This is a genomic window from Variovorax sp. P5_A3 (assembly GCF_056400665.1).
Window position 1 is genome coordinate 30,515 of the sequence record NZ_JBFUKW010000001.1, and the last position, 17,182, is coordinate 47,696.

Sequence of the window (17,182 nt, forward strand, 5' to 3'; positions counted from 1 at the left end):
ATGGCGGCCTCTAGATCGAAGCATGACGGCGAAGGCCCGCCGTCCGCTCGCCAACCGAACGGCGTCGGCGCCACCTGCGCACGCCGAAGACGGCGGCTGCGATCAAGACGACCAGCAGCAGCAATGCGGCCGTAAGAATGCCTGCCATCTGCCGAACCAATACCAGCCAGTTGTTCTTCAGCAGCTGTGCGAGCGGGTTGTAGTCGGGCGGCGGCTTGATCACTCCGTTGTGCCGCTCGTAGTCGTCGTATTTGGCCAGCATCGTGTTCAGCAGTTCAGGCTTCTCGGCGCTGAGATCCCGCGCTTCGGTCGGATCCGACTTGACGTTGTAGAGGCGCCATTTGTGATCCGAGAACGGGGCAATGTTGCGGCTGATCTTGTAGTCGCCGAAAAACAGTGCGCTGGCCCCCGTGGCTTCGAAGCCGAGCGTGAAATCGGCGGGATGAATCGAAGGCGCCTGTCCCTCGAGGTAGGGCAGCATGCTCGTGCCGGTGGGGCGGATCAACTTCTTGCCCTTGTACTCGTCACCAGGCATCGGAATGCCGGCGATGTCCAGCACGGTCGGCAGGAAGTCGGTCACGTAGGCGAACTGATCGGTCATGCCGCCCGGCTTGACGCGTTGCGGATAGCTGATGATGAAGGGCACTCGCATGCCCCCTTCCGAGGAAGTGCCCTTGAAACTCGCGAAAGGCGTGTTGGACACTTCCGCCCAATCCTGGCCGTAATGGACATAGCTGCCTTTCTGCCCCAGCGTCTCGATGCCGAGCGCGTAGTTGACCCGATACCAGAGCCTGAAAGGCAAGTTGAGCGAGTTGAGCTCGACCGGGTCCGCGCCGTTGTCGGACATCACGATAAACACCGTGTTGTCCAACTGACCCGTCTGCTTCAGGTAGTCACGGAACCGGCCAATGTGCTGGTCTGCGTTGTCCAGCATTGCGGCGAAGACGGACATCTTCTTGGCATAGAGCTTCTGGTCCTTCGAGTCCAGACTGTCCCAACTCTTTCGCAGCACCGCCTCGGGCAGTTTGAGCCCGGCCGGAACCAGGCCCATGTCGACCTCGCGCTGGTAGCGCTCGGAGCGCAGCTTGTCCCAGCCTTGCGTGTAGCGATCCTTGTACTTGTCGATGTCCACCTCGGGTGCCTGCAGCGGCGAATGCACGGCCTGGAAGGCGAGCAAGGCGAAAAAGGGCTTGTGGGCATCCTTGCCGTCCTCGATGTAGCTGATCATCCGATCCACGTAGCGCCGCGTCGAGTAGAAGTCTGCGGGCAATACCGCACGCTTGCCGTCCTCCCACCAGACGGCCTCCATGTTCAGCGGCGCATAGACCTTGGCCTCGAAGTTGTCGGCGCCGGTCTGCTCGAGCGAGATGTACCGGTCCCAGCCCTTCGCACCCGGCGCATGCGCGAGTCCGTCGCCCATGTTCCATTTGCCGGCGAAGTAGGTGACGTAGCCGCCGTCCCGCATGAGCTGCCCGAGGCTGTGCGCGTTGGGACTCAGGAAGCCCTCGTAGCCAGGTTGACCTTTCTGGTTGTCGGCCATGATCGGCCTCAGGGAGCCCGCGCCCGCCCGATGATGGTCGATGCCGCTGTGCATCATGGCGCGCGACGATTCGCAAGTCGAGGCAGTGTGGAAGTTGGTGAATCGAACGCCGGATTTCGCGATGTCATCGATGTTGGGCGTTTGGATCTCGCTGCCGTAGGCGCCAAGGTCGCTGAAGCCGGCATCGTCGATCACCACGAAGACGATGTTCGGACGCCGCTGCCCTGCCTTTTCAGGGCCGCCCGGCGTCGCTGCCTGGACGCTCGACACCAAGAGCGCCGCCATTGCGAGCGAACACAGAAAACGCCGGGCCTTGTCCCTTCTATTCGTCATTCATTTGTCTCCTGTCTGCAAACGGCGAAACGCCGACAGGCGAACGCATGGACGGGGAGTTTGAACACGAGGAAGAAAAGTGTCCAACGCAAATGTAGTCCGAGTACATTGCGTTTCATGCAACCTGACCACAAGCTCGCAACCGACCTGCGACGCTTGACCCATCTGATCGCGCTGGCTGAAGAGGGACGCTTCGCGCGCGCCGCAGTGCGGGTCCACCTGAGCGAAGCGGCCTTCGGCCGCAGCATCAAAAGCCTCGAGGACCAGATAGGAATGCGTTTGTTCGACCGTGATGCCCAGCGGGTCTCGCTGACCCGGGCCGGTCAGATGGTGCTCGAGCGTGCGCGTGCCCTGGTCTTCGACAGTAGTTGCCTGCAGCGCGACATCGAGTTGATGAGGCAAGGGGAGGCCGGCGAACTCGCGATCGGCGCCGCGCCCGTTCCGGCAGCGACCATCATGCCGAGCCTGATGTCAGAGCTGAGTCGCAACAGTCCCCAGCTGGTTATGCGAGTGCGTCTCGGCAATCTGTTGGGGCTGGTCGAAAAACTCGAAGCGCAAGAACTCGACTTCTGCCTGGGCGAGCCGAAGCTGCTGGCCCGAAGCGATCGATATGCCAGCACGCTGATAGGCGTGCAAGGCGGCGCCCTGTTCTGCCGGCCCGGACATCCGATCGAGGGCAGCAACAAGATCGACCTCGATGCACTGCGTCGCTACGGCGTGGCCGCCATATCTGCGACGCATTCGGTCCTGGATCAGATCGCCGTCAGCTACGGCTTCGACTCGGCGCACGACTTTCCGTTGACCGTCGAATGCGATGACCTGAATTTGCTCGGCCGCCTGGTTGCCGACACCGACGTACTGGGCTTCTTGCCCGATGGAATGGCCGAGGCGAACAAGCTGGACTTGCGCCGCCTCGAAATCAAGGTCAAGACGCCCGTGGTCGCCAACATCCACGCCATCTGGCTCAAGGGTCGAACGATGTCGCCTGCTGCACTTCGCGCCGTCAGCCTGGCGCAGCAGATCGCCACTCGGCGGCGGGGTTGAACTGAATCGTCAGCTGCCAGGGTGCACGCGGGCATGGCCGCAGCGGGCGTCGCCGATCGCGTGAGCTTCGAGGTGGCTCGACCACCGCCGCACCAAACGGGTGCCGCATCCATCCCGGGTGGCCTCCCTCGCGGTACATCGCCCGCCGCCGGTGCAGATTGCCCCGATGTTGAGCAGTAAACATCAGAATTAATGATCTAAATATTCGCACATTCGTATCTAAATATTGATGTGCGGATAACCATTTCGATCGCTAACCTTCGTCGAGTGTTCTCCCTTCAAAGACGCCCGATGAAGCCCATATTTCTCTCCAAACTCAAGCGCACGGCTGCGCTCGCAACCGGCGCCGCGCTCAGCCTGCTGGCCCTGGGTGCTCAAGCTCAGGGGCCGGCCAACAAGACTCTCAAGCCCGTCACCATCGCCCTGGGTACACAGGTGGTCAACGTGACCTATCCATGGCTCACGCTTCCGATCGCCCTGGGCTATTGGAAGGAAGAAGGCTACGACGTCAAGATCGTCACCACGGGCGGCTCGCTGCAGGGCATCCAGCAGATGGTGGCCGGCGGCGTGGACTTCGCGCAGGTGAATTCCACCGGCCTGATACAGGCCAATACCGAAAACAACGTCGCAGTGCGTGGCCTCATGGGCACGGGCGTCATCGACTGGGGCATCGGCGTTCCGGAGGGCAGCGCGATCAAGACCGTGGCCGACCTCAAGGGCAAGAAGATCGGCATCTTCAGCCTGGGCACCGGCGGTATGCCGCTGCTCAAGGGCTACCTGCGCGCCAACGGCATCAACCCGGATTCGGACGTGCAGATCATCGCCACCGGTGCCGGGGCGCCCGCGCTCGAGGCCCTCAAATCCGACCGCGTGCAAGCCCTCATGTTCTGGGGCTCGGCGTTGACTGGGTTCCAGAACACCGGAACGAAGATGCGCGTGATCTTCGACCCCAGCTGGCGCGCGCTCCCGGACTTCACCTTCGCCACGATGCAGAAGACCATCGATTCGGACCCAGCGATGGTGGAGGCCATCTCGCGCGGCGCGGCCAAGGCGACGCTCTTCGCGCAAACCAACCCCGAATGCACTCGCAAGATCCACTGGAAGAACTTCCCGAGCAGCAAACCTACCGGTGCCGATGAAGCCCTGCTGGCCAAGTGGGACCTCGCGCTGCTCGAAACGCAGCTCGAATCCATGGCCGCCGCCTACACCATGAACGGCGGCAAGCTGATCGGCGCAATGAATCCCGCGGCCTACGGCCGCATGCAGGACCTGATGCTCAAGGACGGCCTCATCAAGCGGACTCTGCCGGCCGAAGCGATGCTCTACCTAAAGCCCGGCTTCGTAGAGACGATCAACCGCTTCGATCACAACGCGGTGATCGAGGCCGCGAAGTCCTGCAATGGCGCGTGAATTGCCGCCCGAGATGATCCCTGGGCAGTTCATAGCCGGCCTGCCCAAGGCCGAATTGCACATGCACATCGAAGGCTCGATCGAGCCCGACCTGTTCCTGCGCCTGGCGCGCCGAAACGGCGTCGCCATGCGCTGGCAGACCGAAGAAGAATTGCGCGCCGCCTACCGCTTCACCGACCTGCAGGACTTTCTGGACCTGTACTACGACGGCTGCCGCGTTCTGCTTGCAGCGCAGGACTATCACGACGTGACGCGTGACTACCTGCGGCGCGCCCATGCGGACGGCGTGCTGCACGCGGAGATGTTCCTCGGCCCCCAAGGCCATACCGCGCGCGGCGTGCCGCTGGCTACTGTGATGGAAGGAGTCCTCACGGCGATGGACACGGCGCAGGCCGAGGACGACATCACCAGCGGCCTCATCGCGGTGGCGCAGCGTCACCGCAGCGAGGCCGAAGCCCTCGCCATGCTGGACGAACTGGAGCCCTGGTTCGACCGCCTGCTGGGCTTCGGGCTTGGTGGTGTCGAAGTGGGCAACCCCCCGGGCAAGTTCGCCGAATTCTTTCGCCGCTGCCGCGCCCTGGGTTTCAAGGTGGTCGCCCATGCTGGCGAGGAAGGACCCGCGGCCTATGTGCGTGAGTCGCTCGACCTGCTTCAGGTAGACCGGATCGACCATGGCAACGCCTGTATCGACGACGCCACGCTGGTCGAGTTGCTCGCGCAGCGACGCACGCCGCTCACGATGTGCCCGCTGTCCAACCTCAAGCTGCAGGTGATCGACTCGGTGGCTATGCATCCACTCAAACGCCTGCTGGATGCGGGTGTGTGCGTCACGATCAATTCCGATGATCCCTCGTACTTCGGCGGCTATATCAACGACAACTTCCGGTCCTGCGAGCAGGCACTCGGCCTGAACCGCGACGACTTGGTGCAACTGGCGCGCAACAGCTTCGAGGCCGCCTTCATTTCGGACGCGCAGCGCAAGGATGCCCTCGCGCGCATCGACGACTGGGTGGCGCGGTCCGCGCTACCTTCCTTTCCTTAGGACCCATGGCCAGAACCGAATACCCAGGACCTGCGATGAGTCACCCCGTGGCGCCTGAAACGACGACACCCGCATTCCGCTTCGACCGCCTGCACAAAACCTTCCGCTCCAAGGACGGCGGCAATGTCATCGCGCTGCAAGACGTCGACTTTCGCGTCCGGCACGGCGAGTTCGTCACCGTCGTCGGCCCGAGCGGCTGCGGCAAAAGCACGCTGCTTCGCATCCTCGCGGGCCTGGAGCGCGCCAGCAGCGGCAACGTCGAGCTCGGCGGGCGCGAGCATACCGGCCCGAGCAGGGATGTGGGCGTCGTGTTCCAGGCACCAGTGCTGCTGCCCTGGCGCAACATCCTTCAGAACGTGCTGGTGCCCGCGCAAATCCAGGGCCGCGATCCCAAGGCCGCGCGTGAGCGCGCCATGCACTACCTGAACCTCGTGGGCCTGTCGGGGTTCGAGACCAAGTACCCGAACGAGTTGTCCGGCGGCATGCAGCAACGCGTTGGCATCGCCCGCGCGCTGGTCAACGACCCGATGCTTCTGCTCATGGACGAGCCCTTCGGGGCCCTGGATGCCATGACGCGCGAGACCATGAACGTGGAGCTGCTCAAGCTGCGCGAGCGTACTGGCGCGACCATCATGCTGGTGACTCACAGCATCCCTGAGGCAGTGTTCCTCGGCGATCGGGTGATCGTCATGTCGCCGAGGCCAGGCCGCGTCACCCAGGTGATCGAGGTCGAGCTGCCGTCGCCGCGGACCCTGGACCTGATCAACACCGAGCGCTTCGGTGCCTACGTATCCTCCATCCGCGCCAACCTGAACGCCAGCGGAGGCCTGGACTGATGAGCACGCCCCCCCTCAAGCCGGAAGCACCTGCCAACAAGCTCACGCCCGGCCGGCGGCGCGCACTCATCGCGATGTTCTTCGTCGCCGTGATCGGATGCTGGCATGTCGCGGTGACCGCGCTCGACGTCTCGCACCTGATCTTCCCCGGCCCCGCAGGCGTTGCCCGTGCCGTCTACGATGCGCTCGCATCCGGCGAGATCTGGCCACACCTGGGAGTGACGCTCTACGAGATCCTTGCCGGCTTCGCGGTCGGGGCGCTTTCCGGCTTCGTGCTGGGCGCGCTGATCGGACAGAGCGCCGTGCTGGAAGCGGTGCTCTACCCCTACGTGGTCGCCTTCCAGACCGTGCCCAAGGTGGCGGTCGCGCCGCTCTTCGTACTGTGGTTCGGCTTCGGGACCACCTCCAAGGTCGTCATCACGGCCACCATCGTGTTCTTTCCTGTGCTGGCCAACACCATCGTCGGCCTGCGCTCGGCGCCGCGCGACCAGATCGACCTCATGCGCGCCTTCACCGCCTCCGGTTGGCATGTGTTCCGCATGGTCCGCCTGCCGCATGCCCTGCCTTACGTGTTCGCGGGGCTGGACATCGGGATCGTGCTGGCCGTCATCGGCGCGATCGTCGGGGAATTCGTCGGCGCCCAGGCAGGGCTGGGCTACCTGATCCTGCAGCGCAACTTCTCGATGGATGCCGCCGGCATGTTCGCCATCCTCATCGTCCTGTCCCTCATCGGCATCGTGCTGCATGCGATCGTGAAGGCGGTCGCACGGCGCGTCATCTTCTGGGCCGACGCGTTCACCGATCTGTCGCACGGCAGCTGAATTCGCCTTCTCATATCCAACCAAGGAGCTAATCCAATGAACCCGTTCTCCGAACACGCGGTGGACGCACCGCGCCGTGCGTCCGCAGAAGAAATGCCGGTCCTCGACCTGGGAGCCTGGCTCGCCGGCGGCCCAATCGAGCCGCTCGTCGAGCAGTTCAAGGCCGCGTGCACCAATACCGGCTTCTTCTACGTGAAGAATCACGGCGTACCGCAGGAAGCCATCGACAAGGTATTCGAGGCCACCAGACGCTACATGTCGCTGCCGATGGAGGAACGCCTGCGCGACAAGATCGACGAGCGCTTCCGCCGCGGCTTCATGCCCATGGGCGTGACGCAGCATCCGGGCCACAAGCCCGACCTCAAGGAAAGCTACGAACTGGGCATGGACCTGCCGCTGACCGACTCCGACGTGGCATCGGGACGGCCGCTGCACGGCCCCAATCGCTGGCCGGCCGACAAGCCTTGGCTCGAGGAGGCGGCCATGAGGTACTTCAACGCCACCATCGAGCTGGGCCGCAATCTGCTGAAGGTTTTCGCCACGGCCGTGGGCAAGGAGGAAGGCTTCTTCCTGCAGTATGCAAAGAAGCCCATGGTGCAGGCGCGCCTGTTCCACTACCCGCCGCAGCAGTCGTTTACCAACCTCGAGCTGGGTGCGGCGGCGCACACCGACTACGGCATGCTGACGCTGCTGGCGCAAGACCCGATCGGCGGGCTGGAACTGTGCACCCGAAGCGGTGAATGGGTGGCGGCCCCCTATATCGAGGGCACGCTGGTCATCAACCTCGGCGACCTCGTGAAGGTGTGGACCAACGACGTATACGTGTCCAACCCGCACCGGGTGGCCAACCGCACCGGCAAGGAGCGCTATTCGATCCCCACCTTCTTCAACCTGGACTTCGACACACCGGTGGCATGCCTGCCCGAGTTTGCGTCAGCCTCCGGTGCGCCCCGGCATGCACCGATCAAGTCGGGCGAGTATCTGGTGAGCCGCTTCGCGGCCGTGCAGAAGTACAAGACGCCGGCGGAACTGGCCGCCGCGTAGCGTCTCAGCCGGCGGCGCGCCCGGCCTTGGCGCGCCGCTCTATGTCCTCCAGCGCCGCCGTCAGGTCGCCGAGAAAGGTATCGACGGCCAGCGGCAGGTTCCGTCCCTTGTGCACGCTCAAGGCCAGGCGCTGCGGCCTGGCCCGCGGGTCCTTGAGAGATATGTACGAGCCCGCGCGCGGGTTGCCGAAGGGGTCGTCCAGCGGCCGGGTGGTGAAGGTCAGGCACATGCCTTCGGCCGCGACGTTGCGCATGAGCTCGTAGGAGTTCGTCTCGAGCGCCACCCGAGGCCGAACCTTGGCCTTGGCAAGCATCTCGTCATACTGCTGCTTGGCCCACAGCGAGGCATCCAGGGTGGACATGCTGTATTCCGCGCAGTCGCTCAAACGCAGCGTCTCGCGATGCTCTAGCGGATGACCCTTGGGCACGAGCACGAACAGCGGCAGCAGCCGCGAGTACAGCACCGAAAGGTCCTGCAGCGCGACATCGCCGAAAGTGAAGCAGGCGTCCAACTCGTCTTCGAGCACCATCTGCGCCAGTCGCGGGCTGCCGGCCACATGCACGTTGAAGGACAGGCCCGGATAGCGATTGGAAAAGCGAGACAGAAACTTGGGCATGAGATCGCGCACCAGCGACTCTGGCATGCCGAAGTTGATGGCGCCCCGCTTCAGGCCCTGGAGAGACTCGATCTCGGAGTGGAGACGGCGCGTCTCGTTTCCCACGTTCTTGCAGTAGCGCATGAGGGCCTCGCCCGCTGCGGTGAGCTTTACCTTTCCTCTCCCCTGGCGTCGCTCCAGCACCGGAGCGCCCAGCGTGTCCTCAAGCAGCGCAAGCTGCCTGCTGATTGCTGACGCGGCGACGAACAGCGTCTCCGACGCCGCTCTGATCGACCCGGCGCGGACGACTTCCGCGAAGTAGCGAAGCGAAGTGGTCGAGACGGGATTCAAAAGGCGGCTCCGCGGCGCAAGTACGCAAGAAGATCAGGGAAGCAGAGATGATGCCTGATGCATGCAAACTCAAGTCGCCAGCGCAAGCTTCCCCCCGCCCGCTGGCGTGCCTAGCTTGTGTTCTAGGGCCGAGCCCCCGCGGCGCGGAGCAGAATCGGGAGGTCTCGTCGAAACCAAGGGGGACCACCATGCATGACAGCGACCCTGAGGGCAAGCGCCTTCCCATCAAGCTCGACAGCACCTCGAATGGCGAGTTCGCACCGGTGTCGCTGTGGCCGGCGAACATCGAAGCTAACCGACTCGCGCACGAGGCCGCGGCAACCAACGCGAAGCGGCTGGGATGCTCGAAGCGAGCGTTCCTGACCTCGTCCTGTGGCGCAGCCAGCACGCTGCTGGCCTTCAACGCGGCCAACGCCGCGGCCGGAAGGACCGGCGGCTTCTTCGAGCTTCCCCGCGACGCCGTGCTGGATATGCAGCTCGCGCGCGCGCAGGTCGGCCCCGTCAGGCAGGAGTTCATCCTCGACGTCCAGGGCCACTTCATCGACACGCCGAAAGGCAATTCGAAGAGCGCGGAGGTATTCCTCAAGGACGTGTTCATGGACAGCGACACCGACGTGATGGTGCTGTCCTTCGTGCCCTCCGCTCGGGACGCCGAACCGGTCACGATCCAGGTCGCCGACGAGGTCCGCAGGCTGGTCGACAAGCTCGAGGGAACGCACCGGCTGCTGCTGCATGGACGCGTCAACCCGAACCAGCCCGGAGACCTCGAGGGCATGGACGAGTTGCACGAGAAGTGGGGCATCAGCGCCTGGAAGACCTACACGCAGTATGGACCGAACGGCAAGGGCTACTTCCTGCACGACGACGTCGGCATCCGTTTCATCGAGAAGGCTCGCGCACTGGGCGTCAAGAACATCTGCATCCACAAGGGGCTGCCGTTCGGACCACGCTCCTACGAGCACAGCCAGTGCAGCGACATCGGCGTCGTCGCCAGGCGTTACCCGGACGTGAACTTCCTGATCTATCACTCGGGCTTCGTCAGCACGGTGACCGAAAAGGCCTACGACGCGAGCGGCAAGAGCGACGGCATCGACACGCTGATTACGTCCTTGCGCAAACACCAGGTCAAGCCGAACAGCAACGTCTATGCGGAGCTGGGCAGCACGTGGCGCTTCCTGATGCGTGACCCCGAACAGGCGGCTCACGCCCTGGGGAAACTGATCGTCGCGTGCGGCGAGAACAATGTGCTGTGGGGCACGGATTCGATCTGGTACGGCTCACCGCAGGACCAGATCCAAGCCTTCCGGACGTTCCAGATCTCGGCGGAGCTGCGCGAACGGCATGGCTATCCCGAGATGACGCCTGCGCTGCGGGCCAAGATATTCGGTCTCAACGCCGCGAACGTGTACGGCTTGACGCCGACGGAAGTGAAGCGATACACCGCCCGCGACTCGGTCGCCCGAAAGCGCATGGCCTACCTGGAGAAACCCGATCCTCACTTCAGGACCTACGGGCCAAAGACGCGACGCGAGTTCCTCAGGGTGTTCGATCCCGCTGGCTGAGCAGCGCAAGCAGTTGTCGAGCATCGCAGATGCGACAGCACCCCTCAGGATTTAAACAGTCGCTTCAGCCAACCTCCGCGTTGCTTCGCAGGCTCCTCCTCCTGAAAGGCATGATGAGCCCGCAACTCGAGACCATGGGCCAACTGGCCCAGGGTTTCGAAGATCATCCGCCGGGCTTCCAGCCGTACGCCGCCGGCGCGATGGAAGGCGATGACGACGCGGCTGACCTGTAGCGAGTCGCCGCCCAGGTCGAAGAAGTTGTCACGGCGCGCGATGGCAGCGCTGTCCACGCCGAGGACCTCGCTCCAGATCCCGGCCAGAGCTGCCTCCGCGGGCGTGGACGGCGCATCGCCGGCGCTCAGGATCGTGCGCGGTTCGACGCGCGGCACTGGCAAAGCGTGCCGGTTGATCTTCCCGTTGGGCAGGAGCGGCAGGGCTTCCAGAACGACGTAGTGCTGGGGCAGCATGTACTCGGGCAGGCTGACGCGCAGGTGATCTTTGAATTCGGATTCACCGGCGATCCCATCGCGCAGGACCACATAGGCCACCAGCCGGGATTCCCCGGGGCGGTCTTCGCGCGCCATCAGGAGGCACTGGGAAACGGCCGGGTGCCTGAGCAGGCACGCCTCTATTTCACCGAGTTCGATCCGGTGGCCGCGGACTTTCACCTGGAAATCCAGCCTCCCCTGATGTTCCAGAAGGCCATCGTGGCGCCAGCGTCCCCGGTCGCCCGTCCGGTACAGCCGCGCGCCCGGATCGTCGTTGAACGGATCCGGAATGAAGCGCTCGGTGGTCAAATCCGGACGGTGCAGGTAGCCGGAAGTGACGCCGTCACCACCGATGAAGATTTCCCCCGACACACCAGCCGGGCAAAGGCTTCCCTGCGCGTCGAGCACGTGGATGCGGGTGTTCGCGATGGGACGGCCGATGGAAATGGTCGCTGGCTCCGGCGGGACTTTCCAGCAGGTCGACCAGACGGTGGTTTCGGTGGGGCCGTAGAGGTTCCAGAGTTCAGCGGCCCGCGCCAGCATCTGTTGGGCCATGTGCGGGCTGAGGCTCTCGCCCCCGACCAGGGCCTTGAAGCCCGGCGATCCCTTCCAGCCGGAGTCGATCAGCATGCGCCAGGTCGAAGGCGTGGCCTGCATCACCGTCGCGCCGGACTGGTCGATCAATGTCCGCAATGCCTCGCCGTCGACGGTTTGCTCCCGGCTCGCGAGAACGACGGTGGCGCCGGCCAGCAGTGGCAACAGCAGTTCCAGCACTGCAATGTCGAAGCTCAGCGTCGTGACGGCCACCAGCACGTCTTCCCGCCCGAGGCCGGGTTCGCGCTGCATGGACAGCAGGAAGTTCACGACGGCCCGGTGCGGGACCACGACGCCCTTGGGCTTGCCGGTCGAACCCGACGTGTAGATCACGTAGGCCGGGTCCGTGGGCTGTGCATCGCGTTCCTCGTCGGGCGCCAACGCGGTCCCGGGTTGCGCCGTCAACTCCGCCTGCGCCCGGTCCAGCAGCAGGGTCGGTATGGCCAGTTCCTGCCACAGGCCTGCGAGAGCCTGCTCGGTCAATAGCAAGGTCAGCGCCGCATCCTCGGCCATGTCGTGCAGCCGCTGCAGCGGGTACGCAGGGTCCAGTGGCACGTAGGCCCCGCCCGCACTCAGGATGGCCAGTTGGGCGACCACCATCGATGGCGTCCGCTGCACGCAGAGCCCCACGAGGCATCCTCGCCGCACACCGCGGGCGCGCAACAAATGCGTCAGCCGATCCACCCGCGACCACAGTTCGGGATAGACCAGCGACTCCCCCGGGAGTTGCTCGACGGCCGTGCCGGACGCCTGCCGCTGCGCACCCAGAAGACGATGGACGGTGAGGTCACGTGGGTACGGACTGTCGGACTGGTTCCATGCGGCGAGCCGTGCCAAGTCTTCGGGGCTGGCTGCCGCATGATCTTGCAAGGGCCGGTCCGGCTGCTGGATGAAGAGCTCCAGCAGATGCATGTAGTTGTCCAGTATCGCCTGCGCGGTCGCGGGTGCGAAGAGCTCGGTCGAATAACCGAGCGCCAACGCGTGCTCGACTTCGGTATCGATCGTCAATGAAAGATCGAACTGCGTGGCGTGCAGATTCAAGGGCACGAAGTCCACGTCGAGGCCTTCGAGCTGCGGAATCTTGCGCGGGGTGTTTACCACGTTGAACATCACGCGCACTTCCGGCGCCTTGGCTCCGGACTCCGGATGGCGCAAGCGGTCCATCAGGTAGTCGAAGGGGATGTCCTGATGGGTAAAGGCCGACAGGCAGGTTTCGCGCACCTGCTGCGTCAATTCCGCGAAGCTTTGCGTCGGCCGGATCTGGCTGCGCAAGGCCAGCGTGTTGACCAGCGAACCCACGACGTCTTCGGACTCGATGCGCATGCGCCCTGCGATGGGCGTGCCGACCACGATGTCTTCCTGGCCGCAATAGCGCGCCAGCAAGGCCTGGAACGCGGCCAGGAGCGTCATGAACGGGGTCAGCCCGAGAGTGCCGCTGAAGCGCTGGATGCCCGCAAGCCAGCCCTCGGGGAACTGCCGTCGAATGCGATCACCGCGGCTGCTGAGGCGCTGCGCCAAGGCGGTGTCGGAGCTGAGGTTCAAGGGGCTCATGCCTGCGAGCTTTCCCAGCCAATAGTCGGTCTGGCGCGCGAGCAGTTCGTCGTCGATGTGCTTTCTCTGCCAGCTCGCGTAATCGGCGAAATCCAGCGTGCGAGCCGGCAACGGCGCTGCGTGCCCTCTCAGTTCGGCGCCGTACAGATCCTGGAGCTCTCGCAGGAGGATGCCCCACGACCAGTCGTCGCCGATGATGTGATGCATCACAAGCGCGAGGACATGATCCTCCGCATCGAGCTGCAGCAGGATGAACCGATGAAGCGGTCCGGAAGCCAGGTCGAAGGGCTCCGAAGCAACGCGCGCAGCCTGCTTGTGGAATTCGCTCTCCCGCTCGGCCTCGGACGTTCCCGAGAGGTCGAGCAAGATCAGGTGGGACGGCTGCACTTCGCCGATGACGACCCTGGGTTCGGTGTCACCGAACTCGAAGGTCGAGCGAAATGCCTCGTGCCTCGCGACCAGCTGGTCCAGCGCCCCACGCAAGGCCGTCTTGTTCAAAGGGCCGCGCAAACGCATCGTGTCGCGCATGTTGTAGGCGGCCCCCTGGGGGTCCATCTGATTCAGGACCCACATGCGCCGCTGCGAGAAAGACACGGGCAATGCCCCCGAGCGCGGCACCGGCTCGATGGGCGCCAGTTCGGCGGCCTCGCCGGCACCCGGCTCCGACGTGAGCGTACCGACCTCGTGCGCCAGCGCCTCGATCGTCGGGTGCTCGAAGATCTGGCGCAAGGGCAGTTCCACCCGCACGGTGGACCGGATGCGTGACACGACCTGCGTCGCCAGCAGCGAATGCCCACCCAGGTCGAAGAAATTCGCACGCACGCCGAAGCCCGACTTCCCCAGCACGGCGCTCCATATGTCCAGCAATGTCGATTCGATCGGGGATCGCGGCGCCACTTGATCGAGCGCCGCCCCGTCGCTGTCAGGACTGGGAAGCCGGCGACGATCGAGCTTCCCGTTCGCCAGTCGCGGCAGTTCCGTCAGGAAAACGAAGGCGCCCGGAATCATGTAGTCGGGCAATTTCGTCTTCAAGGCGGTGCGAAGGGAGCTTGCATCGCCATCCCCCTTCAGCACGACGTACGCGACCAATTCCTTTCGGTGCGGGCCAAGGTCGCGCAAGAGAACGGCACCCATCCGCACCTGGTCGCAGGCAGCCAGCGCGGACTCGATCTCGCCGAGTTCGATGCGAAAGCCGCGTAGCTTGACCTGGTCGTCATTGCGTCCGATGAACTCCACCAGGCCGTCGTGCAGCCAGCGGGCCGCGTCGCCCGTGCGATACATCGTCTCGCCCGGGCGGAACGGATTCGGCACGAAGCGCTCGGCGCTGAGCTCAGGGCGATTCTGGTAGCCACGACCCACGCCGAATCCCCCGACATACAGCTCACCGGCAACGTTCACCGGTTGCGGCTGCAATCCAGCATCGAGGACGTAGAGCTGCACGTTGGAGATGGGACGGCCGATTGGGACGACCGGGCGGTCCGGCAGTTGTGCGCCGGTCTCGTACCAGGCGCTGTCCACGCTCGCCTCGGTGGGGCCGTAGAAATTGCCGAGACGGACGCCCGGCAACCTTTGCCGGAATGACATCGCCAGTGCGCGGTCCAGTGCCTCGCCGCCGCTCAGTACATAGCGAAGGCTCCGGCAGTCCGCCTCGATCAACTCGTCGAGCATCACGCGCAACTCGGATGGGACGAACTGAACCACGCTGATGTCGTGCTCTCGAATGGCGCCGGCGAGCAGGCGCATGTCTTCATGAACGGCAGGCCGCGCGATCACGAGCGTTGCGCCGCAGCACAGCGGCGAGAGAAATTCCCAGAGTGACGCATCGAAGCTGAGCGACGTCTTCTGCAGCACGCGGTCGCTGGGGGTCAGGCCGAGCGCATCGTTCATCCACATCACATGGTTGCTCAAGCCGCGGTGCATCAGCTGTGCGGCCTTGGGCGTGCCGGTCGAGCCCGAGGTGTAGATCAGGTAGGCCAACTGATCCTGGCGCGTGAAGTCGGGCAGATCGACCTTGGGCCCGACAGGGAGTGGCCCGCCGTCATCCGGAATCGCGATGTACTTCGTCGCCGCCGACGACCCGATGGCTCGCAGGCGATCCAGAAGTGTCGATTGGGCCAGCACGACGGCCGGCTTCGAATCCTCCAGCATCGCGTGGAGGCGCTCGCTCGGATGGGCGGGGTCCAACGGGAGCAGGACGCCCCCCGACTTGAAAATGCCGAGCAGGGCGACCGCCATGCCGGTGCAGCGCTCCATGCAAAGCCCGACAGTCCATTCAGGTCGGACACCCGCCTCGCGAAGCTCATGCGCGACGCGATCCGACAGCAGGTCGAGTTCGCGGTAGCTCGTACAGTGCGACCCGAAGCGCAGTGCGACTGCATCAGGCGTCTCGCGGGCCTGGGCGCGAAAGAGCGCGTGCACCGGCGCGTCTCGCGAAACGGCGGGAAGCCGTTCATTCCACTCGAACAGCAGCCGCTGGCGTTCGACCGCATCCATCAGCGGCAGTCGATCCAGCGCGCAATCGGGATGGTCGACGATGCCCCGAAGCAGCGTGACGAAATGCGCCGCCATCTGCGCGATGCTTCGCGCCTCGAACAAATCGGTGCGGTATTCGAACAAGGCGTCAAATCCGCCACCGGACTCGACGATCACCAGGGAGAGGTCGAACTTGGAAGTCTCGGTACGAATGGCGAGGTCCTGGCTCGCCAGGCCTCCCAGCTCGAGGATGCGATGAGGGAAGTTCTCCAGCGCGAAGGAGACCTGATAGAGCGGATTGCGGCTAGCGTCGCGCTCGGGATTCAGCTCTGCCACCAGCTTGTCGAAGGGCAGGTCCTGATGCGCCAGCGCAGCGAGAGTGGTCTGTCGCACGGCCGCCAGCAGCGCGTTGAATCCACCCTGGCCTTCGAGGTGATTGCGCATCACCACGGTGTTGGCGAAGTAGCCCACCATGTCAAGCAACCGAGCATCATGTCGTGCCGCCAGGGGGACGCCGACAGCGACGTCGGTCTGGCCGGTGTAGCGCATCAAGAGAACGTTGAAGGCCGCGAGGAAGCCCATGAAGGGCGTGGCGTCCTGTTGCGCCACCAGCGCCCGCAACGCGGCGCCGATCGCCGGGTCGATGGGCAGGGCGAGCGTACGGCCGACGTGGGCCATTTGCGGCGGCCGGGGCCGGTCGATCGGCAGGTTGAGCGTTTGGAGATCGAGCAGGTTCTCGCGCCAATAGGCGGCGTGCGCATGCAGGCCGTCGCGCTCGAAGCGATGGCGCTGCCAGGTTGCGTAGTCGACAAAGGTCAGCGGCGGCGTGGCCAACTCGGGGTCACCGCCTCGCGCGTAGAACTGGGCAAGCTCACGCTTGATGACACTCATGGACCAGCCATCGGCCACGATGTGATGCACCACCAGCAAAAGCACATGATCATCGGGCGCGATACGGAACAACTCGGCGCGCAGCAGCGGAGCGTTCGATAGTTCGAAGGTTTGGGCGATGGCACTTCCCAGGCGCTCGCGAAGTGCTGCCTCCGATGCGTCTTCCGGGTCGAGTTGCGTGACTTGCAGATTGAAGCGTTGCGTCGCCACCGCCGCCGGGATGACCTTCTGCACAGGTGCCCGTTCTGCTGCGTGAAACTCGGCGCGCAAACTGTCATGCCGCGCAAGGAGCCATCGCAGGCCGCGCGCCAGCAGCTCGGCATTCAAGGGGCCGCGATAGCGCGTCGCGGAATGAATGTTGTAGGAGGCGCCTCCGCCCCCCAATTGATCCAGGAACCATAGTCCCTCCTGCGGAAAGGACAAGGGAGCGCCCTCGCTCGGGTCGAGACTCGGGATTGCGCCCGCTTCGGCGCGCTGCTGGAGCTTGCGAGCCAGGATTCGCCTTCGTGCTTCGGGACTGCTGGGGACCGGGTGTTCCGGAGGCGTCGCGTTCGAGTCAGCGTTCATCGACTATGAGAGTTGGTATTGACGAGGCTCTGAGTTCGAAC

The 17,182-nt window shown here is 64.5% G+C and carries 10 protein-coding genes; 7 read left to right on the top strand and 3 right to left on the bottom strand.

The window, feature by feature from the left end:
• Positions 1-10: 10 nt before the first annotated feature.
• Positions 11-1,873, bottom strand: coding sequence for an arylsulfatase (locus AC1D3B_RS00145; protein ID WP_478188643.1), 1,863 nt, complete (start codon positions 1,871-1,873; stop codon positions 11-13).
• 117 nt (positions 1,874-1,990) lie between these two features.
• Here AC1D3B_RS00145 and AC1D3B_RS00150 point away from each other — a divergent pair, with 117 nt between their 5' ends.
• The 6 genes from AC1D3B_RS00150 (at position 1,991) to AC1D3B_RS00175 (ending at position 8,070) form a co-directional block, all read left to right on the top strand.
• Positions 1,991-2,917, top strand: coding sequence for a LysR family transcriptional regulator (locus tag AC1D3B_RS00150; protein WP_478188644.1), 927 nt, complete (start codon positions 1,991-1,993; stop codon positions 2,915-2,917).
• 291 nt (positions 2,918-3,208) lie between these two features.
• On the top strand, positions 3,209-4,327 hold the full coding sequence (locus tag AC1D3B_RS00155; protein WP_478188645.1) for an ABC transporter substrate-binding protein: 1,119 nt from the start codon (positions 3,209-3,211) through the stop codon (positions 4,325-4,327).
• On the top strand, positions 4,317-5,369 hold the full coding sequence (locus AC1D3B_RS00160) for an adenosine deaminase (protein ID WP_478188646.1): 1,053 nt from the start codon (positions 4,317-4,319) through the stop codon (positions 5,367-5,369). The genes AC1D3B_RS00155 and AC1D3B_RS00160 overlap by 11 nt, the downstream gene beginning before the upstream one ends.
• 35 nt (positions 5,370-5,404) lie before the next feature.
• Positions 5,405-6,205: an ABC transporter ATP-binding protein gene (locus AC1D3B_RS00165; protein WP_478188647.1), complete on the top strand. Its 801-nt coding sequence runs from the start codon at positions 5,405-5,407 to the stop codon at positions 6,203-6,205.
• Complete coding sequence (locus tag AC1D3B_RS00170) at positions 6,205-7,026, top strand: ABC transporter permease (RefSeq protein ID WP_478188648.1); 822 nt, start codon at positions 6,205-6,207, stop codon at positions 7,024-7,026. Before AC1D3B_RS00165 ends, AC1D3B_RS00170 begins: the two co-directional genes overlap by 1 nt.
• Before the next feature lie 36 nt (positions 7,027-7,062).
• Entirely contained in the window at positions 7,063-8,070 is a 1,008-nt protein-coding gene (locus AC1D3B_RS00175; protein ID WP_478188649.1) for an isopenicillin N synthase family dioxygenase, read from the top strand.
• A 4-nt stretch (positions 8,071-8,074) separates the two neighbouring features.
• On the opposite strand, the gene AC1D3B_RS00180 is transcribed toward AC1D3B_RS00175, so the two are convergent.
• The gene (locus tag AC1D3B_RS00180; protein ID WP_478188650.1) at positions 8,075-9,016 is read right to left on the bottom strand and encodes a LysR family transcriptional regulator; all 942 of its coding nucleotides are present in this window, start codon (positions 9,014-9,016) and stop codon (positions 8,075-8,077) included.
• 188 nt (positions 9,017-9,204) lie between these two features.
• Between AC1D3B_RS00180 and AC1D3B_RS00185 the strand changes: the two genes are divergently transcribed.
• Positions 9,205-10,578 (top strand): amidohydrolase family protein, encoded by a 1,374-nt coding sequence (locus AC1D3B_RS00185; protein WP_478188651.1) that lies wholly within the window; start codon positions 9,205-9,207, stop codon positions 10,576-10,578.
• A gap of 44 nt (positions 10,579-10,622) precedes the next feature.
• Here the strand turns inward: AC1D3B_RS00185 and AC1D3B_RS00190 are convergent, their stop codons facing one another.
• Entirely contained in the window at positions 10,623-17,141 is a 6,519-nt protein-coding gene (locus AC1D3B_RS00190; protein ID WP_478188652.1) for an amino acid adenylation domain-containing protein, read from the bottom strand.
• Positions 17,142-17,182: the final 41 nt, after the last annotated feature.